Here is a 15,755-nt window from a genome sequence, read left to right as displayed (position 1 = left end):
CGGTTGTTAAGGTTCAGAATGTTCTCGGTGTTGATCTTCGGAGGGCATCATCATCCGCGCCTGTCCCAGTCCCATTGTGGTGGAGGCTCCCACCCCGGCATACAGGGCAAACTGCGCCAGGGTGTGGATGATGCTCATCCAGTAGCGGTCGTAGGGGCGGGCGGTGAAGGTCACCTGCCCCACCCCTCCAATGCGCAGGGCGTCTTCCTGCGTACGCACTGCCGCGCTGTTCAGGCGGTAGGCGGAAATTTGCAGACATTCAGCGGCGTATCGGCGCACTTCCTCGGGAAATGCCAGCGGGGCATACGCGTTCCAGCGCTGCAGTAAACTGTTGAAAACCAGGTCGGGCAGTGGCAGGGGGATCAGGCGCTCGTTCACTCGAAAGGTGGTAGGGCTGGCAAACAGCAGGGAGACGCGCCGCGGCGGCGTGTTCCCCATAATGGAATTTCCTGCCAGGACTTCCCAGGCGCTGTTTCCCGCCCACGCATGTTCCCCGGGCTGTTGGGCGACGGCTTCAATGCGGAACCTCTGATAGTCCAGTTGTACTTCGCGCCCGGGCTGGAAGGAGTCCAGCAGGATGTGCGCCAGTTCGGGGATCAGCGCGGTGAAGCGCAGGGTGCAGGTTTGCCGGGAATCGAGTTTTCCGCCGGAGAAATGCCCCATCAAACTGGAGACGGTGAAGGGCTTGAGCGCGCTTTCATCGTGGAGCGATTTTGCCAGCGCGGCATCGGCGCGGCGCACCGTGTCCAGCAGCAGGGCATGCGCCGCGCGTCCCCACCAGCGCGGCAAAGTTCCCTCAGGACGGTCGCTATCCACGGGGCGCAGGGTCAGCACCAGCGAGAGCAGTGGGGAAACCGCGCTCATGCTCCATTGCCTCCGGAGATGTAGCGGTTGGCGCGGGCGCGTTCGCGTACCTCGTTCAGGTTCAGGATTTCTGCCACCTCGTACTGAGGGGGTAGACTGCCCGCCCTGGGGCGCAGACGCACGATGGGGGGGAAGTACCCCATGCGCCCGTGCAGTTCGGCAAGGAGCAGGGCGGTGATGAAATTAAGCGAAGGCGGGTTGACGAGAACCGCCTCATTCTGCCACTGAGCGGGGGTGAGCGGGATTTGCTCCATCAGCGCGCGCAGTTGCGGGATAAAAGGTTCGTTGTTATCAAAATGCACGGCAAAGTCCAGCACCTTTTCCAGAGGTTGCTGGGTGAGGGCTTCGATCTGCGCCATTTGCGCAGGGGTAAGCGGGTGAGAAAAGTTGAGTAAAAGCATGGGAATACCTCTAATCAGGGTGTGTACCCGCATCGGAGGGCGGGACTTCGACCGGAGAGGGAATGCCCCAGCACTCGCATTGTTGGGCAAGTTTGTCTAGAAGAGCTTCTTTTTTTTCAAGGGTGCTTAAACTCATCCCGCTGGATTTATGTCCCGCGTGAGCCAAATCATTTCTCGTTTGAAAGATTTCGTTAAGGAATTGGGATACTTCTTTAGCCTCGTTTTCATTCTGTTGAAGCCATTGCAAGCCCAAAGAGATTTGACTATCTTTTTGAGAAAGTTTGGCTATCTCCGTAATGGTCTGACTGGTTTCTTCACGCTTTTTCAGATCAAAATGGATAGATTTTCGAATTCGCCACATGACAAGATCAACAGCGTACTCGCGTGCCAGCGTAAATGCTTGAAGAATTTGTCCATTCTTACGATACCATTCAATCAAATGCCATTCCTGCTTCAAAAAATCCAGCGCATCCTTGTCTGATAAAATTTGGTCTTTATTGATCGATTTTGGCAAGACGAACGGTTGATAAACTTCTACGATGCGATTTGCCAAAATAGAAAACGGTTTAGAGGTATGAGAAAACGATTCGGCGGCTTTTTTCAGAGATTGATCTAATCTGGCAGCTTTTTCTGCGAGGCTGAAAGGCTGGCATAAGGAAGCAGCCTTAGATATATCGCGCAGCACACGAGCCGCTTCGTTTTGTTTTCTCTCCCCTCTCTTTTCAAGCAGGTGTGCCATCGGTTCTGCATTGCCGGTTTTTACAAAGAACTCGGTTGCGTTGATCCAGTCCAGCATTTCCACAAAGGGGGTCAGGTCAATCACCGGAGCAACGTTTGTAGTTTTATCCGTCAAGTCAGCAGCACCGTATAAAATTGCCTTAATTTCCACATCTTTTGCAGATTTCAGAAATGCGGCAAAAAGAAAGACCATGAAAGGAATTGAACGCAGCCCATGGGTAATGTCAAACGAAACCTGCTCTTCCTTTTCAATTCTCTCGGTCACCGTGTTGAAAATATCCCAAACTTCGTTTGTGTTTCTGCCTGTCTTTATTTTGAGAATTTCAACATCTGGTTCATTTTCGAGATCGTTCAATATTTTCTTGACTTTTTCAAGATAGGGCAGCCTATTTTCATCATCAATCTGCCCTTTATTAAACTTTTCCAATTCTTCATACAGACTATCGGTGACACACAACAAGAGACGGTCAAAGGGCATTTTTTCTTTTCTGCGACGACTTAAGAGGGCTTCACCAAATATCATGCCGGAATAAGTTTCTGGATCGTATGCAAATTGATAGGTAGTTTCACGCGGGGTTGCGCTCATAAACGTAATGACCGTATGCGTCATATTCACCTCCACAGGGATTGGTTTCCCTTAACCACCTTAAACTGCACCAGCACCCATCCCAGCGGCAGGGCAGGAGTTTCATACACCCTTCCGTCTGCGGCTTTCTTAAAAGAGGCCGCCACCCGGCGTGAGAGGGGGAAGGGGTCCTCAGATTTGCGTCGTCCGCGCGCCATGTGGAACTGCCGCAGCAGCGCCTCGCGCACCTGCTGGCTGGAAAACATCTGCTCCCCAAAGGTTTTGCTTTCCCAGCCGGTGCCCCAGCCCAGACACACCAGCATCTGGTTGGGCTTCAGGTTGCTTTTCAGGATCTGGTCGTAGAATGAGATCAGTCCCCCGGCATTGGGAATATTCGCAAACCAGGCTTTTTCACGGCGCGCCTGTTCCAGCGATCGTCTGTTGACCAGTGCCGGAAGCCCCAGCAGGGCGCTCTCGGCGTTGAATTTCAGTCCGGCGTGTTTTGCCCACTCGGAAAACAGCGCCGTGTCCACTTTCATGGTCAGTTCAAAGGTTACATCCGGACGAATGGCTTCCATTTCGATGGGCGAAGCCAGTTTGCCGCCGCGGTTAATCACCCGCGCGTTCACAACCATCAAGGTCTGGCTGGCAGGCAATGGCAAACTGTCGCTGATCTGCAGGGCGCGCAGCAGGTCCCGGTTGGGATTGGCGCCCAGCAGAGAGCGTTCCAGTTCCTGCGCGGCAAATTTGGGGTTCCGACCCAGGCGGCTGATGTCCAACCGTAAGCCCTGCTGTTTCCACAGACCAGCCGCCAGCGCGGTGCGCAGGGCGCCCTTCAGGGAACTGCCGGGCAGGTACGGGCGGTCATAGACATCCTTAAGTTGCTCGCGCAGCACGGCACCCTCGCCGGTAGCGCGCGGCACGCCCTTGAGAACATAGCGGAAGAAGGGGCTGTCCGGACGGTAGTCGCTCTCTTCGAGCAGTTCCTGCGGTGGTCGTTGGGAGATAATCGCCAGCTGGCGCGGGTCGTCAATCTTCTGCGCTTCCAGCAGACGGTTGTGGTCAATTCGCCAGGTTTGACCGCTGTGAATGGCGTAATCATACTGATTGAGCAGTTCCACTCCGCTGCCGATGTGCAACGGGGTGATCGTGGAAACCTGCACCTCGAAGAGCGTATATTCAGGCATGTTTACCTCCTTGCGCCTTCAACCCTGCCCCGCAAGCCAGCCCGTAGCGGTAAATGGGGTGCGGCAGACTGCCCGCCTGACGCGGCGAAACATCGCATACATTTCCGGCCGGGTATTCGGGCAGAAACAGGCGGCTGCCTTCGCTGACCATCAGTACGCGCTGGCGCAACAAATTTTCCCTGCCAGAGGGGTCGCTCCAGCCGCCCACGCTGATCAACTGATAGCGGCCATTTTTCAGCGCATCCGGCAGTTCCGCAGGGCGCGGGTGGTAGCGGCTGAGCAGGAAAACCGCTTCACCAGGACGGACGGTGGGCAGTTCCCAAGGCAGGTTTTGCGGGAAGCCCTCGCACACTTCAAATCCGCCAAAGCCGATGGAGCGTTTACCGCCCAGCCCGCTCAATTGCAGATAGTCAACCGCCTGCCGCAACAGCGCCCGGCTGGGATGCTGTTCATCTACCAGCCACTGCACGCCAAACCACAACCCGCACCCTTTTTGGAAATGAATCTGCACAGTGTGGAAAATATCTGATGCTTGACGGATGCGGTCCACGGTGACGTGAGGCTGACGGGCGCGCTGCCACACCTTCTGGCGCCGCAGGGCAAACCGTTTATTTTCTGGCAATTGCATGGCGGGCGGCAGGAATTTGACTTCTTCCACCGTCAGCCACAACTGCCAGCCCTGCAGGGTGACTCCCTTCTCGGGCGGCTGATGTTCCTCCTTCGGAAAAAGGAACTCATCCAGCGGCTCACCCTGCAGCAGACGCCGGAATAACCCTTCAGACAGAAACTGGACTTTTTTGATTCGTTTTCCGTAATCGCGCAGGTTATCTGTGCTGAGCGTGCCTGTCCAGTCCAGCGGCGCCGGGTAAAAGCGTACCCCGCCGGCGTATGGAAAGGTGGAAGTCAGCAAAAAGGGCGGCTGGGGCGGATCGCTGAGAAAAGGCTGTAAGAAAGCCGCTGGATCCTCCCCACAGGCGGTCAGCGCAGACGTCAACGCACTGAACAGCGTATCCGAAGGAATGGTTGCAAGGGTATCTTCCAGTTCCAGTCCGCGCCTTCCAACCCGTATAGCGCCCTTCAGTTTGAGGGCATACACTTCAAAGGGTGGCATAACACCCTCCTATAACTGAGAAAGGATGGTTTGCTGGAGCGAAGCCAGCCCGCCAGCAAAATCTGCAACCGTTTTAAATTTGCCCAGTTCGATCGGTTTGGCGCTGTAATCCTTACCGCGCCATTCCACACAAATCTCTTCGATATCCACCTTGCCGGAACCGCGGCTGCCCAGCCCGCCCAGGTAATCATCCAGCAACAACTGCAGCCCTTCAACAATCACTTTCAGGCGTTCCACATCCTTTCTGGCGTCGCAGTTCGCCCCATCATAGATGGAGTACACCAGTTCCGCCCCGCTGAAACGGGTACCGGCTGGCACACGCTCCATCTGGCGTGGGTTGGCTGCCGATGTGACCCGGTCAATCGAAACTTCAGTCTTCACCTCGGTATAGGGCAGGTCGGTGCCGGCATCTTCCAGTTGTCTTGCACTGTCCTCGTTCATGAAGACATCCCGCACAATCAGGCGGGTGGGGGTGGCAAAGTCGCGTTCGCCCGGCACGCCAAAGGTGGTGCAGACATCACAATTCAGATAGGTTTGCAGGGTATCGCTCTTGTCTGCTCCGCAGGAATGGATGTATCCCTGTCCAATGCGCTGGTTTTGCTTCAGCCCTTTGTACTTTTCCAGCAAACTGCGCATCTTGCCGCGCAGGCTGGAGCCAGGGATGTAGGGGCGGTTGGTCAGCGGGTCGCGGATGACGGTTTTGTCCACCCCGCCAATTTCAATGCCGGATTCGGTGCCGCCAATGTGCAGCCCGGTTTTGGCAACCACATCGAAACGAATCAAAACGCGCCCTTTGAGTTGAATGCTGTTGTTGTTCATCATAACCTCCTGAAATTGAAACTGTGCGGGGTATTAGTTACCGCCATAGGCTTTGTGGTAGGCAAGAATGGCTTCGAAGAATTCGACGAAGCGGTTGAAGTACTCATCCTGCTTGTCGGCTGGTGCCTGGGTCACCGCATCCAGTGCCGGTTTCAGCACGTCCACCAGCGTGCGCACCGCCTGACCGCGCTCGCGGCGGGCGCGGTATTCCATCTTGGGTTTGAGCAGAATCAGCCGGCGCAGCACCTTCTGGCGCTCAGCCTCTGCCTGCGGTCCTTTCTGGCGGGCAACCGCCCATTCGCCCTGAATCTGACGCACCTCTCCGAACAGGCTGCGAATCTGGCTGGTGGAAAGATTCAGTTCTTTCAACTCCTTTCCGAAATTGTCTGCCATTCGCACCAGCAGTTCACCGGTTGCATCCTGGGTGATGATCTTTTTTACGTCGTTTTCGGTTATTGCACTCATCTCATTCCTCCTGTCAAGATTTGCGGGTTATCAACTCTGCCCAGCGGGCAGCCAATCCAATCCATTCAATGCTACGGAATTGATCCCGTTTCAGGCGTTCGCGCAGTTCATCCACATCTTGTTTGGGTACACCTTTGATGCGGCTGAGGTGATACTCCGCCAGCCAGTTCCAGGGCCCCCACAAGACCTGCTGTTGATGATTCCGGTTGACATCCTCGCCCTTCTTCTGCCGTTTTTCCAGGGCGTTCAGGTATAACTCGTGCAGGCGAATCAGTTTGCCAATCAGGGCGCGGTTCTGATTATCCTGCACCATCTCCTTCAAGCGGTGCATCAGGGCATGCGCGGTATTTTCGTCTGGTGACTCACAGTCATGGTAGCCAAACCGCTGCCAGTTGAGCGCCTGTCCCAGAAAACTGAGCGCGTCTTTTTCCCGCTCTTTGCTGTTTTCCCACCACCGGTATGCCTTTGCCTGTTCTTCGGCAGCGCCGGCTTCTTCGGCAGCCTGATACAGCGGGTATTTGCCGCCCACCAGCACGATTCCGCCGCTTGGATGAATATCGGGGTGGTTGCCGGTAAACCGGCTCAGGTCGCGCCGCAGTCGGATGGCAAATTCCACCACCGCATCCCAACTGCCCACAAAGAACAGATCATCACCGCCGGAGTAAATGGAATACAGACGTTCGCCATATTCTTTCTTCATGTGTTCGGCAATCTGCCCCACCCAGCCCTCAAAGAACAGGCTGATGGTAAAACTGAGCGATGCAATTCGCGAAAGGGTGGCATTTTTGCCCAATCCCTCAGCAAAGATTTTGCCGAGGTTGTCCACATCCATGCGCAGAACTCCCACGCGCCGGATGCCGTGTGCCTGCTCCTCCAGAACGCTCAGCGGCTTGACCGAACCCGCTACGGGCAGATCATCTACCTTGCCGTACAGATCTTTATGCTCCTGTTCGGTCAGAATCGGCGTCACATTGACCAGCAGGTAGCGGGCAATGGCGCGGCTTGGGTGCGGCGTGCGGGCGTGCCAGGCGTTGTCGTTCAGCGCAAACACAATTCCCTGCGGCTCATGCTTGAGTTCCTCCAGCACCTCTACCTGATAACCGAAGCGGCGGGTCATTTCCTGCCATCCGCGTCCGGCTTGCAGGGTAATCTGATCTGGCAGGTCAGGTTTGCACGGCTGTAACACCAGGTATTGTGCCTTGCGCAGCAGTTTGCCCAGTTCTTCGTAGGATTCGCACACCGGGCATTTGTTGACCGTTTGCGCCACACCTTCATCCACCTGCCTCACTTTGACCCCGGAGTGCTCCCGTCCGCACACGGCGCACTGTTGCGGCGTACTTCCACCCACACCATGTGGCTCAAAGACGCGGGCAAGATCCGCCTCCAGCCCTTCCAGACGCTTCAACTTGGCGGCGTTAATTTGGCCGATCAGCCCGTCCCATTCGGTGCGAATGTTGCCATTGAAAAAGTGCTGGCCATTCAGCGGGCGTGCCTGCAAAATCAACCCCAATTCGCCCTGATGCTCGTTGAAGAGGGCACGGGAGACCTGCGCCTGAATTTCGGGCAGTTTTTTAGCGTCTTCCCGGCGGGCAATCAGGTAAAAATTGCCGCCGCCAGCGTAAATCAGGTTGGTGATGGGTAGATCGAGTTGATTCAGCACAAAGCGGGCAATCACCAGCCCCAGCAATTGCAGATAAAACGAACGTCCGCGCAGGCCGCTGGCTGCGCCGCGCGAGGTGATGGTGTAAAGAAAACTCTGCACGCCGGTCAGGTCACCGCCAACCAGCACCACCAGTTCCTGGTCAACTGCTTCAGGCTGGCGGGCAAATTCATTCAACTGTTCATCGGTCAGCATCGAACTGTCATACAGTGCCGCTGTCAGTGCGGCGGTCATGCGGCTGTGATCGTAAAGGCTGATGTCTGGTCTGGTGTTGTAATATGCCGAGGGAACACACCATAGCGCTGTCTGCATTTCTGCCAGCAGGCTTTCGAGATAGAGAGGCAGATGGTTGCTGCCCTGAAAAGCATCTTTTAACCTGCTTACCCGTTGGGCGAAATCGTTATACAGTTGCTCGTACTCCTTCCAGGGATTATCTTTCTTACCGGTAGGGAAGAGACTCTTCTCACTCAATTCCAGGGCTCTTAAGGGCCAGTAGACATCCTCCACCTTATCTGCTTGAAGATGCACATCTGAGAAAATGGAGACCAACTGTGCCGGGTGGTTGTCTCGCTTTTCTTCATTGGGGATGGGGTCGGCGCGCTCCCCTGCCGAAAGGCGGTCAGCCAGCGCTACGGCATTCGCCAGACGGTTGTGCGGAGTGTGGTGCCCGCCAACTGCCAGTTTAATCTGGCTCTGCCAGACCTCGGGGACATATTTTTGAACAAAATCTTCACTGAGCAGGGCGTGTTTGTATTTGTAGTCGCGCTGTGCCGAATCATCCCACACACGGGTGGCACCCTCTCCTGCCCGCAGGGCAAACTTTCCAATGTCGTGCAACAGTCCTGCCAGCGCCGCGTAGAAAACCTGTTCGTTCATGCGTTCCCTCCTTAAGTCCACATAGTAAAGGAAATGCTGCTCGTCGGTCATTTCCCCCCTGGCTGGTGTCCTTCCCCCTCCAGCCCTTCGACGAACAGCATAAGCATTTTGAGTGTATCGAATTTCTTATGACTTGTCATGCGGGTTTTCCCCTATATTTGTCCATCGGTATGGACTGAGCAACACAATTAAACTGGATCGGGTGACTCGCTCCAACCCCCAAAAGGACTGTGCTTTGGCATACACCGATCGCAGGTGTTGTTCCACCGTGCGCGGAGAAAGATGAAGGCGGGCGGCGATATCTTCATCTCCTTCGCCTTCCTCCAGGAGGCAAGCCACCACCCGCTTTTCCCCTGGGGTCAATTGGCTTTCTACAAAACGCTCCACTTCTTTGCTCCGGCGTTCCATCTGGAAAGAGCGGATGCTCTCCAGTGCCATGGCAGCATCCCGGATGGTACGCAAACTGCTTACAATGGGAGAAATCTCACTCCAGCGGATGACCGGAATTTCGCTCAATTCCACTCGATCGCCTGGCTGAGGGTGCAGGCGTTTGGAGGTCAGAAATTCTCCCTCGGAGAACAAATGCCAGAGGTGATCTGTCTCGTCAAAAAGCATTTGCGCCACAACCATGCCGTAAATGGACATGGTCTTCCTTCCGCCGGCAATCAGCAGGTGCACGGTATCCTCGCGTTGTTTGGCTTCCCACACACAGGTATACAGCAAACGAAATACCGCCTGACTGGCAGCGGAACTTTCCACATCCACAACGGGTTTGCCATTGACCCGTACAGGATGAAAATAGAATGCTTCCCTTAAGGGTGCGCTGTAATCCTGACGGGATTGTTGGAGTCGTTCAACCGCTTCATGGATGGGGTGACCTGCGGATGCGCTGGTGTGGATGATCTCTACTCGCTGAATATTTTCCCCTTTTGCCAGCAATACATCCAGCCCCGCGGTAATCACCTGTGGCTCGCTCCCCAGCGTTGCGATAAGCGTAGATGGGTGATGGTGCAGGAACGGCATCATCAGGGAGTGTCACCTTTCCTTATCAGTATAGAACAAACCCACACCGGGTCAAGTGATGTGAGACACAGAAATCAGATGCTTTGTTACAGGGATTGTAAGATGAGATTTGCCACCCGCATGGCGCCCAGTGTGACCCCTGCGGTAGATTGCCCCGGGAATACCGAGTCGCCCACCAGCCATGCATTGGGGAGACCGCTTTGCGGCCCACGAATGTGGATCAAAGACGTTTGTGGAAAACCTCCCACCATCCCCCAGGGACGCCGGGTATAGAATGCATAAGTTCGGGGCGTACCGGCAAGGCAAAGGCGAATTGCGGAGCGAAAACCGGGAAATTCCCGTTCCACAAGGCTCAGACACTGTTCGGTGTACTGCGCCTTTCGCCGCTGATAGGCTTCTTCGCTTAAGGAAAACCAACCCAGCGGCTCGGTGTGGGTGGAGAGCGTTGCCGCGCGCATGCCTTCAGGCGCCCGGCTGGGGTCATCCAGGGGGGAGAGGGAAAGAAAGATGGAGTTGGTTTCTCCCAGCGGTTGTTCGATGGAGCCGATGATTTGATGGTGTGTGATGGGGGTGTTGACTGTGCTGGCATCCACGCCCAGATGGATGACAAATGCTCCCCACATTCGCCGGGTTTGCTGGATCTCTTTTTGAATCGCCTCTGGAAGTGAATCGCCGAGTACCTTTGCCCAACCCCATGGCGTCATATTGGCAACCAGTGCATCGCAGGGATAGGTGTTTCCCTTGCGGGTACGCACTTGATGGGCACGCCCTTTCTGGACTTCAACATGAGTGACTTCTTCCCGGAAAAGAACCCTCCCGCCATGGTTGCGAATCCAGTCCACCAGGACTGAAGACAGTGTTCCCATTCCTCCTTCTACCATGTGAATGCCCCGGCGTGGCAGATCCATGGCGGCGCTCCCATACAGCAGGGAGGCATGCTCGGAAGTGGTTTGAGCAGAAATGAGCAACTGGGCATCCACAAAGGTCTTAAACTCAGCCGTCCACTGGCGTGGGAACACATCTTTAACACGGGAGAAAAAGAAAGGAACTGTGCCGAGAGTGTCGGGACGGAGCGCTTTCAGCAGGGCAATCCCTTCACGGACCGACTGGGGAGGAAGAGGCACACTGCGGCTGGATAAATCCCAGACCCGGTTTGCCAGAAAACGCTGAAGTTTCCAGAAGGAGCGGCTGTAGGGAAAATGACGGTTCATTTCTTCCTGCCACTTTTGCGGGTCGCTCCACTGGAATATCTGGCGATGGGGAAGGTGCACCACCCAGCCGGCGTCTTGAATGGGGCGGGTGGGATAGGTCAGATCGAGTATCTCCGCTAACCGGGTATGAGGTCCGCCGGGTTGAAATCCTCCAGCCAGGGTAGCCCCGGCGTCAAACCGGTAGCCTTTGTGAAAGAAGGTTCCGGCGCTTCCTCCGGGATAGGTCTGGGCTTCCAGAACGGTAACCCGATGCCCGGCTTTCAAAAGCAAAGCGGCAGTTGTGAGTCCGCCTATCCCTGCGCCAATGACCACAATCTGCATGAGATTAAAGTAACTCAGGAGGGATGGGAGCAGGAATGGATTCCGGGAAAATCTGATGTATCAGGTTGAGCACCTTATAGGCAATCTCGGTTTCGAAGGTATAAAACCCTTCATAACTCCGCTGAGCAGGAGCAGAAAGGGGAGAGGGGATCTCTTCTGCTACAAGCGTCATGCTTAAATCAGGGGCGTAGGCAACCAGAAACCAGTATTTCGTGAGAGGAGTGTTTGAGGTGTCAATATAAACGGTATTCGGCAATTCTACGGGAGGGACATCCGGAACGCCATATATCCGTAAGCATTCAACCTTCCCGGCAAGTTCCTGGTAGCGGGTTATTTGATCCTGGAGACGGGAGAACAGTTGGAAGGAGACATGAAAATCTGCAGGGCGCTGAGCATGCATAACAGCGTCCTCAATCATATGGCTGATTTCAATCATTTTTTCTACTGAGAAAATGTAGCGGAAATTCAAAGAGGAAAGGGTTTCGGGATCAATCTGGGAAAGAAGATTATCCGCCTGAGGAGAATAAGCCGGCAGGACTTTGTGGAAAAACTGGATGAATAATTCCGCAGGTTGGGGGTGAGTCATATCAGGTTCCTCCTGTTGATTTCTGATGATAATATACATGGGATTTAACCGTTCGAGGGGTGCTTGTATCATGTTTGTGTATGCTTTTCAGGGGGATGGCAGGGCTTTCTGAAAACCTTTTTGCCCCAGATGACATAAGCGTTTCCCATCGGTTTTGTCCGTCATAATCTCACAAAATCTATGGATGGATTGCGCCCGGATTGCTTTCACCCGCCAGAAGGGTTGAAGTCTCTTCAGAAGATTGTACCAGTCAGTACTCTATGTTATTCTTTAAATGTAAGGTGAGTAAAAACACCCTGCGTCAGATAAAATATGCGCTATCCCTCGCGTTTTTCCTTCACTTCTCGACCTACCATAGGCGTTTTAGCCGGCTGGCAATTTTATCGTACAGCCACAAATCTGAGTTACTTAATGCCCATCTTTCGCGGAATGAGTCGTGCCGCGCAGAGATTGGAGTGCAATTTGTTGCTTGGCTGCGGTATTGGTCCTTCAGCCAGTCCCAGCGATCCATACCGTCCAGCCTGGCCCTTTGCTGCAAAGGATCAGGATTTTGTCCCTGTTGGACCATGGAATACGCATGGCTTAATTGTTCTCACCCCTCTGCATTCTCCGGAACGATCGGAATACCTTCAACAATTACAAGCCACCGGGTTCCCGATTTTATTCATCGGGTCTGGAGAGTCCGGTCCCACTATCATGGCGAACAATATTGCTGGAATGATGGCGGTGGTCCGGCATCTCATCGAACACGGACGCCGTCGAATTGCCTTTCTGGCAGGTTCTCTGGACGACCTGGAAGGGGATACGGGAAGGCGTTTGAATACGTTTCGGAGAGCCTGTGCGGAATTTGGGCTGGCGCAGGACGAGCGACTGATTGTCTTTGGACGGCATGTGTACGACGGCGGCTTTACCGGTGCTCAACAAATCCTTGCAAGCGGCGCTGAGTTTGATGCCCTGATTGCCAGCAATGATGAATCGGCAATTGGGGCAATGGATGCTTTGAAACAGGCTGGATTGCGCATTCCCGAAGATGTGGCTGTGATTGGCTTTGACAATCGCCTTGAGGGAACCGTTCAGCAGCCTCCTCTGACGAGCGTGCACGTTCCCCTTTTCAACATGGGTTATCAGGCAGTGGAACAGATGTGGCAGCATCTGACTCTTGGCAATCCTCTCCCCCTGTTATCTGAGGTGAACACGTCTCTGGTCGTTCGGCAATCCTGTGGTTGTGGATCAGGATCGGCGGCATCTGTTTCCATCTCACCCCAGCAGCCCCTGTTCCAGCAAATTGCCGCGCACATTCAAAAACAGGTGTTCGATCTGTCTGAGAAGGAAACGATTATCCTCTGCCGCAACTTAACGGAGGCATTTGAGACCAGCCTGAATACTGGAGATCCGCGTGCCTTTCTCTCAACCTTGAGCGAAGTCCTGGAGCGCACCGTCCAGACTCAGGACGATGCGCATATCTGGCAGGATGCGATTTCCCTGCTTGGTCAGAGCCTCAAGGAACGCGGAAATAACCCCTTCGGACAGTCGTTGCTGGATGAAGCCCGCGTGGCAATCAGCGCACAAATGCAGCGACAGTATCGTCTGTATGGGCTCCATGAGCGCTGGACTTCCAGCCGGTTAAGTTTACTCACTGCCCGGTTGCTGACCGCTCTGGAAGAAGAGCAAATTTACCAGACCCTTGCTCGCTACCTGCCTGATCTGGGCATTGACCTGTGCCATGTGATTACATTTGAGCCGGAAGGCGATGACCCCTTTGCCTGGAGTGTGTTGCGTAATGCTCTTGATCCTGAACAACCTCTGCGTCGTTTTCGCAGTCAGGATTATCCTCCTGAGGGGCTGTTTCCACAGGATCGCTCTTTTCAGTTGTCTCTGATTCCTTTGATGATCCCGGGCGGGCAAATTGGTTTTATGGCGTTCGGTACCGAGCACATGGATTTATACGGGGCGATTGTGCAACAACTGGGCAGTACGCTGAATGCGGCTCGTCTCTACCGTCAAGCCACCGAAGCACGGCGTGCCGCTGAAGAAGCCAATCGTCTGAAAAGCCGGTTCCTTTCCACCATCAGCCATGAATTACGCGCACCGCTGAATTTGATTGTGGGCTTAAGCGGGCTTGTTCTGGAAGAGAGCGAGGAACAAACCGCTTCCCTGCCTGAGAACATTCGTCGCGATTTGGAGCGAATCCATGCCTATGCCCAGCACCTGGGCGGGTTGTTGGGGGATGTCATTGACCTGGCTTCCAGCGATGCGGGACAGTTACGATTGCAATTTGAAGCCGTTAATTTGGGCGAAACTTTACGGGTGGTAGCCGAAAGTGGAAATCAACTGGCTCTGGATAAGGGGTTGACCTGGCGCGCTGAACTTCCCGAAAATGGTCCCTGGGTATGGGGCGATCGGGTTCGATTGCGCCAGATTGCCCTGAATCTGGTCAATAATGCCGTTAAATTCACAGCAACCGGTGAGGTCAGTCTGTCTGTTTCGACAGAGGATGGGCAGGTTTGCATCAGCGTGCGCGATACCGGCATGGGTATTTCTCCTGAAGAGCAAGCCAGGATTTTTGACACCTTTTACCGCTCCGAACGCAGTGTTGAGGGGGGCTATCCCGGTTTGGGGCTGGGGCTGGCAATTTGCAAAACCCTTGTAGAAATGCACGGCGGCAGGATTGAGGTCTCTTCGAGCGGCGTTCCGGGGGAAGGGGCAACTTTCACAGTGAAGTTGCCTGAAATTTCCCCGTCGACGGATGACGCTCTCCCCACTGCCCAAAAGCCATCTACTGGTAAAACCATTCTCTGGTTGTTTCAGGTTCCCGAAGACCGTCAGTCTCTGGTAGAACGGCTGCGTCAGCAGGGCGTGCACCTGATTCAGGCACCGCTTGACCAGCCAAAAGTGTGGCAGGCACAACTGGTACTCAACCCGCCAGATGCCATCGTTTTGGATGTGAAGAATGAAGCCAGCATGGCATGGAACGCGATGAAGACCATTAAAAGCCTGGTAGCGGCGCGAGAAATTCCAGTGATGTTTTACAATGCTTCCGGTCAGGGTGAAGCACTGCTCAATCTGAATTACCTGACCAAACCCATTGAACCCGAAGCGCTCCTGCGCGCCATTGATCAACACCTGGCGCTTTCGGAAGCGCCGGCGCAAACTGTGCGCACTTTTCTGGTTGTTGACGATGATGTCAATGCGCTGGATATGTATGTGCGCATGATTCGCCTGCATTCTCCCACCAATCGTGTGTTTGTGGCGCAAAATGGGCGCGAGGCGCTCAATGTTTTGCTGAAAGAAAAAGTGGACCTGGTTCTGCTGGATCTGCAAATGCCGGAAATGGATGGCTTCGCTGTGCTGCAAGCCATGCGTGAAGCCCACTGGGCGAGCAACATCCCGGTCATTGTGATTACGGGTAAAGATCTGACTGATGCCGATATGGCGCGATTGAATGAAGGTGTGGCAGTTGTGTTGCAAAAAGGCTTGTTTGCAATGGATGAAACCATGGAACATATCGGTGCGGTTCTGGAGCGCAGACGCCGTTTGAGCCAGGAAGCACAGCGACTGGTGCGGAAGGCAATGCTATTTATCCATGAAAATTACACCCAGCCGATTACGCGGAGCGATATTGCCCGATACGTGAATATTTCAGAGGATTATCTCACCTTCTGCTTTCGTCAGGAGTTAGGGACCACGCCTATCAAGTATTTACAACGTTACCGCATCCATCAAGCCAAAAAGTTGTTAAAGGAAACCGAATTAAGTGTGACTGAAATTGCGATGAGGGTGGGTTTCAGTGATAGTGGATACTTCAGTCGGATTTTCCATCGTGAAACCGGTCGCTCCCCAGAGGCTTTCCGACGTGCTTAATGCTCTTGCCTCTACCTCGTGAAAACCCGTTTCTATGTTTTATCCACTCCAAAGCCGCTTTTCTCCA

The 15,755-nt window shown here is 54.3% G+C and carries 12 protein-coding genes; 1 reads left to right on the top strand and 11 read right to left on the bottom strand.

Going from position 1 to position 15,755, the window contains the following annotated elements; translation table 11 throughout:
- Positions 1 to 6: 6 nt before the first annotated feature.
- The 11 genes from cas6 to LHF31_RS01280 all read right to left on the bottom strand — a co-directional run bounded on the left by cas6 (position 7) and on the right by LHF31_RS01280 (position 11,827).
- Positions 7 to 864: a CRISPR-associated endoribonuclease Cas6 gene (gene cas6 / locus LHF31_RS01330; protein WP_298009954.1), complete on the bottom strand. Its 858-nt coding sequence runs from the start codon at positions 862 to 864 to the stop codon at positions 7 to 9.
- Entirely contained in the window at positions 861 to 1,265 is a 405-nt protein-coding gene (csx15, locus tag LHF31_RS01325; protein WP_298009951.1) for a CRISPR-associated protein Csx15, read from the bottom strand. Before csx15 ends, cas6 begins: the two co-directional genes overlap by 4 nt.
- A gap of 10 nt (positions 1,266 to 1,275) precedes the next feature.
- Complete coding sequence (csx2, locus tag LHF31_RS01320; protein WP_298009948.1) at positions 1,276 to 2,613, bottom strand: TIGR02221 family CRISPR-associated protein; 1,338 nt, start codon at positions 2,611 to 2,613, stop codon at positions 1,276 to 1,278.
- 2 nt (positions 2,614 to 2,615) lie between these two features.
- A complete protein-coding gene (gene csm5, locus LHF31_RS01315; protein ID WP_298009946.1) occupies positions 2,616 to 3,755 on the bottom strand; it encodes a type III-A CRISPR-associated RAMP protein Csm5 in 1,140 nt (379 codons plus the stop codon).
- Positions 3,748 to 4,866 carry a type III-A CRISPR-associated RAMP protein Csm4 gene (gene csm4 / locus LHF31_RS01310; protein WP_298009943.1) on the bottom strand — a complete coding sequence of 373 codons (1,119 nt, stop codon included), beginning with the start codon at positions 4,864 to 4,866 and terminating at the stop codon, positions 3,748 to 3,750. The genes csm5 and csm4 overlap by 8 nt, the downstream gene beginning before the upstream one ends.
- Positions 4,867 to 4,875: 9 nt before the next feature.
- Positions 4,876 to 5,688 carry a type III-A CRISPR-associated RAMP protein Csm3 gene (gene csm3 / locus LHF31_RS01305; protein ID WP_298009940.1) on the bottom strand — a complete coding sequence of 271 codons (813 nt, stop codon included), beginning with the start codon at positions 5,686 to 5,688 and terminating at the stop codon, positions 4,876 to 4,878.
- 30 nt (positions 5,689 to 5,718) lie between these two features.
- A complete protein-coding gene (csm2, locus tag LHF31_RS01300; protein WP_298009937.1) occupies positions 5,719 to 6,150 on the bottom strand; it encodes a type III-A CRISPR-associated protein Csm2 in 432 nt (143 codons plus the stop codon).
- A 13-nt stretch (positions 6,151 to 6,163) separates the two neighbouring features.
- Entirely contained in the window at positions 6,164 to 8,686 is a 2,523-nt protein-coding gene (cas10, locus tag LHF31_RS01295) for a type III-A CRISPR-associated protein Cas10/Csm1 (RefSeq protein WP_298009934.1), read from the bottom strand.
- Positions 8,687 to 8,812: 126 nt separating this feature from the next.
- Positions 8,813 to 9,712, bottom strand: coding sequence for a CRISPR-associated ring nuclease (locus tag LHF31_RS01290; RefSeq protein WP_298009931.1), 900 nt, complete (start codon positions 9,710 to 9,712; stop codon positions 8,813 to 8,815).
- Positions 9,713 to 9,795: 83 nt separating this feature from the next.
- Positions 9,796 to 11,241 carry an NAD(P)/FAD-dependent oxidoreductase gene (locus LHF31_RS01285; protein WP_303773246.1) on the bottom strand — a complete coding sequence of 482 codons (1,446 nt, stop codon included), beginning with the start codon at positions 11,239 to 11,241 and terminating at the stop codon, positions 9,796 to 9,798.
- Positions 11,242 to 11,245: 4 nt separating this feature from the next.
- The gene (locus tag LHF31_RS01280; RefSeq protein WP_298009925.1) at positions 11,246 to 11,827 is read right to left on the bottom strand and encodes a DICT sensory domain-containing protein; all 582 of its coding nucleotides are present in this window, start codon (positions 11,825 to 11,827) and stop codon (positions 11,246 to 11,248) included.
- A gap of 411 nt (positions 11,828 to 12,238) precedes the next feature.
- Here LHF31_RS01280 and LHF31_RS01275 point away from each other — a divergent pair, with 411 nt between their 5' ends.
- Positions 12,239 to 15,688: a substrate-binding domain-containing protein gene (locus LHF31_RS01275; protein WP_303773244.1), complete on the top strand. Its 3,450-nt coding sequence runs from the start codon at positions 12,239 to 12,241 to the stop codon at positions 15,686 to 15,688.
- Positions 15,689 to 15,755 lie beyond the last annotated feature (67 nt).

Source organism: Anaerolinea thermophila, assembly GCF_020723905.1.
Classification (GTDB): domain Bacteria; phylum Chloroflexota; class Anaerolineae; order Anaerolineales; family Anaerolineaceae; genus Anaerolinea; species Anaerolinea thermophila_A.
Note: the sequence above shows the minus strand (reverse complement) of the source record. Positions and strands in the feature narration are given on the sequence as shown.

Coding starts and splice junctions, on each gene's coding strand:
- cas6 (WP_298009954.1), bottom strand. CDS start 864: ATGAGCGCGGTTTCCCCACTGCTCTCGCTGGTGCTGACCCTGCGCCCC.
- csx15 (WP_298009951.1), bottom strand. CDS start 1,265: ATGCTTTTACTCAACTTTTCTCACCCGCTTACCCCTGCGCAAATGGCG.
- csx2 (WP_298009948.1), bottom strand. CDS start 2,613: ATGACGCATACGGTCATTACGTTTATGAGCGCAACCCCGCGTGAAACT.
- csm5 (WP_298009946.1), bottom strand. CDS start 3,755: ATGCCTGAATATACGCTCTTCGAGGTGCAGGTTTCCACGATCACCCCG.
- csm4 (WP_298009943.1), bottom strand. CDS start 4,866: ATGCCACCCTTTGAAGTGTATGCCCTCAAACTGAAGGGCGCTATACGG.
- csm3 (WP_298009940.1), bottom strand. CDS start 5,688: ATGATGAACAACAACAGCATTCAACTCAAAGGGCGCGTTTTGATTCGT.
- csm2 (WP_298009937.1), bottom strand. CDS start 6,150: ATGAGTGCAATAACCGAAAACGACGTAAAAAAGATCATCACCCAGGAT.
- cas10 (WP_298009934.1), bottom strand. CDS start 8,686: ATGAACGAACAGGTTTTCTACGCGGCGCTGGCAGGACTGTTGCACGAC.
- LHF31_RS01290 (WP_298009931.1), bottom strand. CDS start 9,712: ATGATGCCGTTCCTGCACCATCACCCATCTACGCTTATCGCAACGCTG.
- LHF31_RS01285 (WP_303773246.1), bottom strand. CDS start 11,241: ATGCAGATTGTGGTCATTGGCGCAGGGATAGGCGGACTCACAACTGCC.
- LHF31_RS01280 (WP_298009925.1), bottom strand. CDS start 11,827: ATGACTCACCCCCAACCTGCGGAATTATTCATCCAGTTTTTCCACAAA.
- LHF31_RS01275 (WP_303773244.1), top strand. CDS start 12,239: ATGCCCATCTTTCGCGGAATGAGTCGTGCCGCGCAGAGATTGGAGTGC.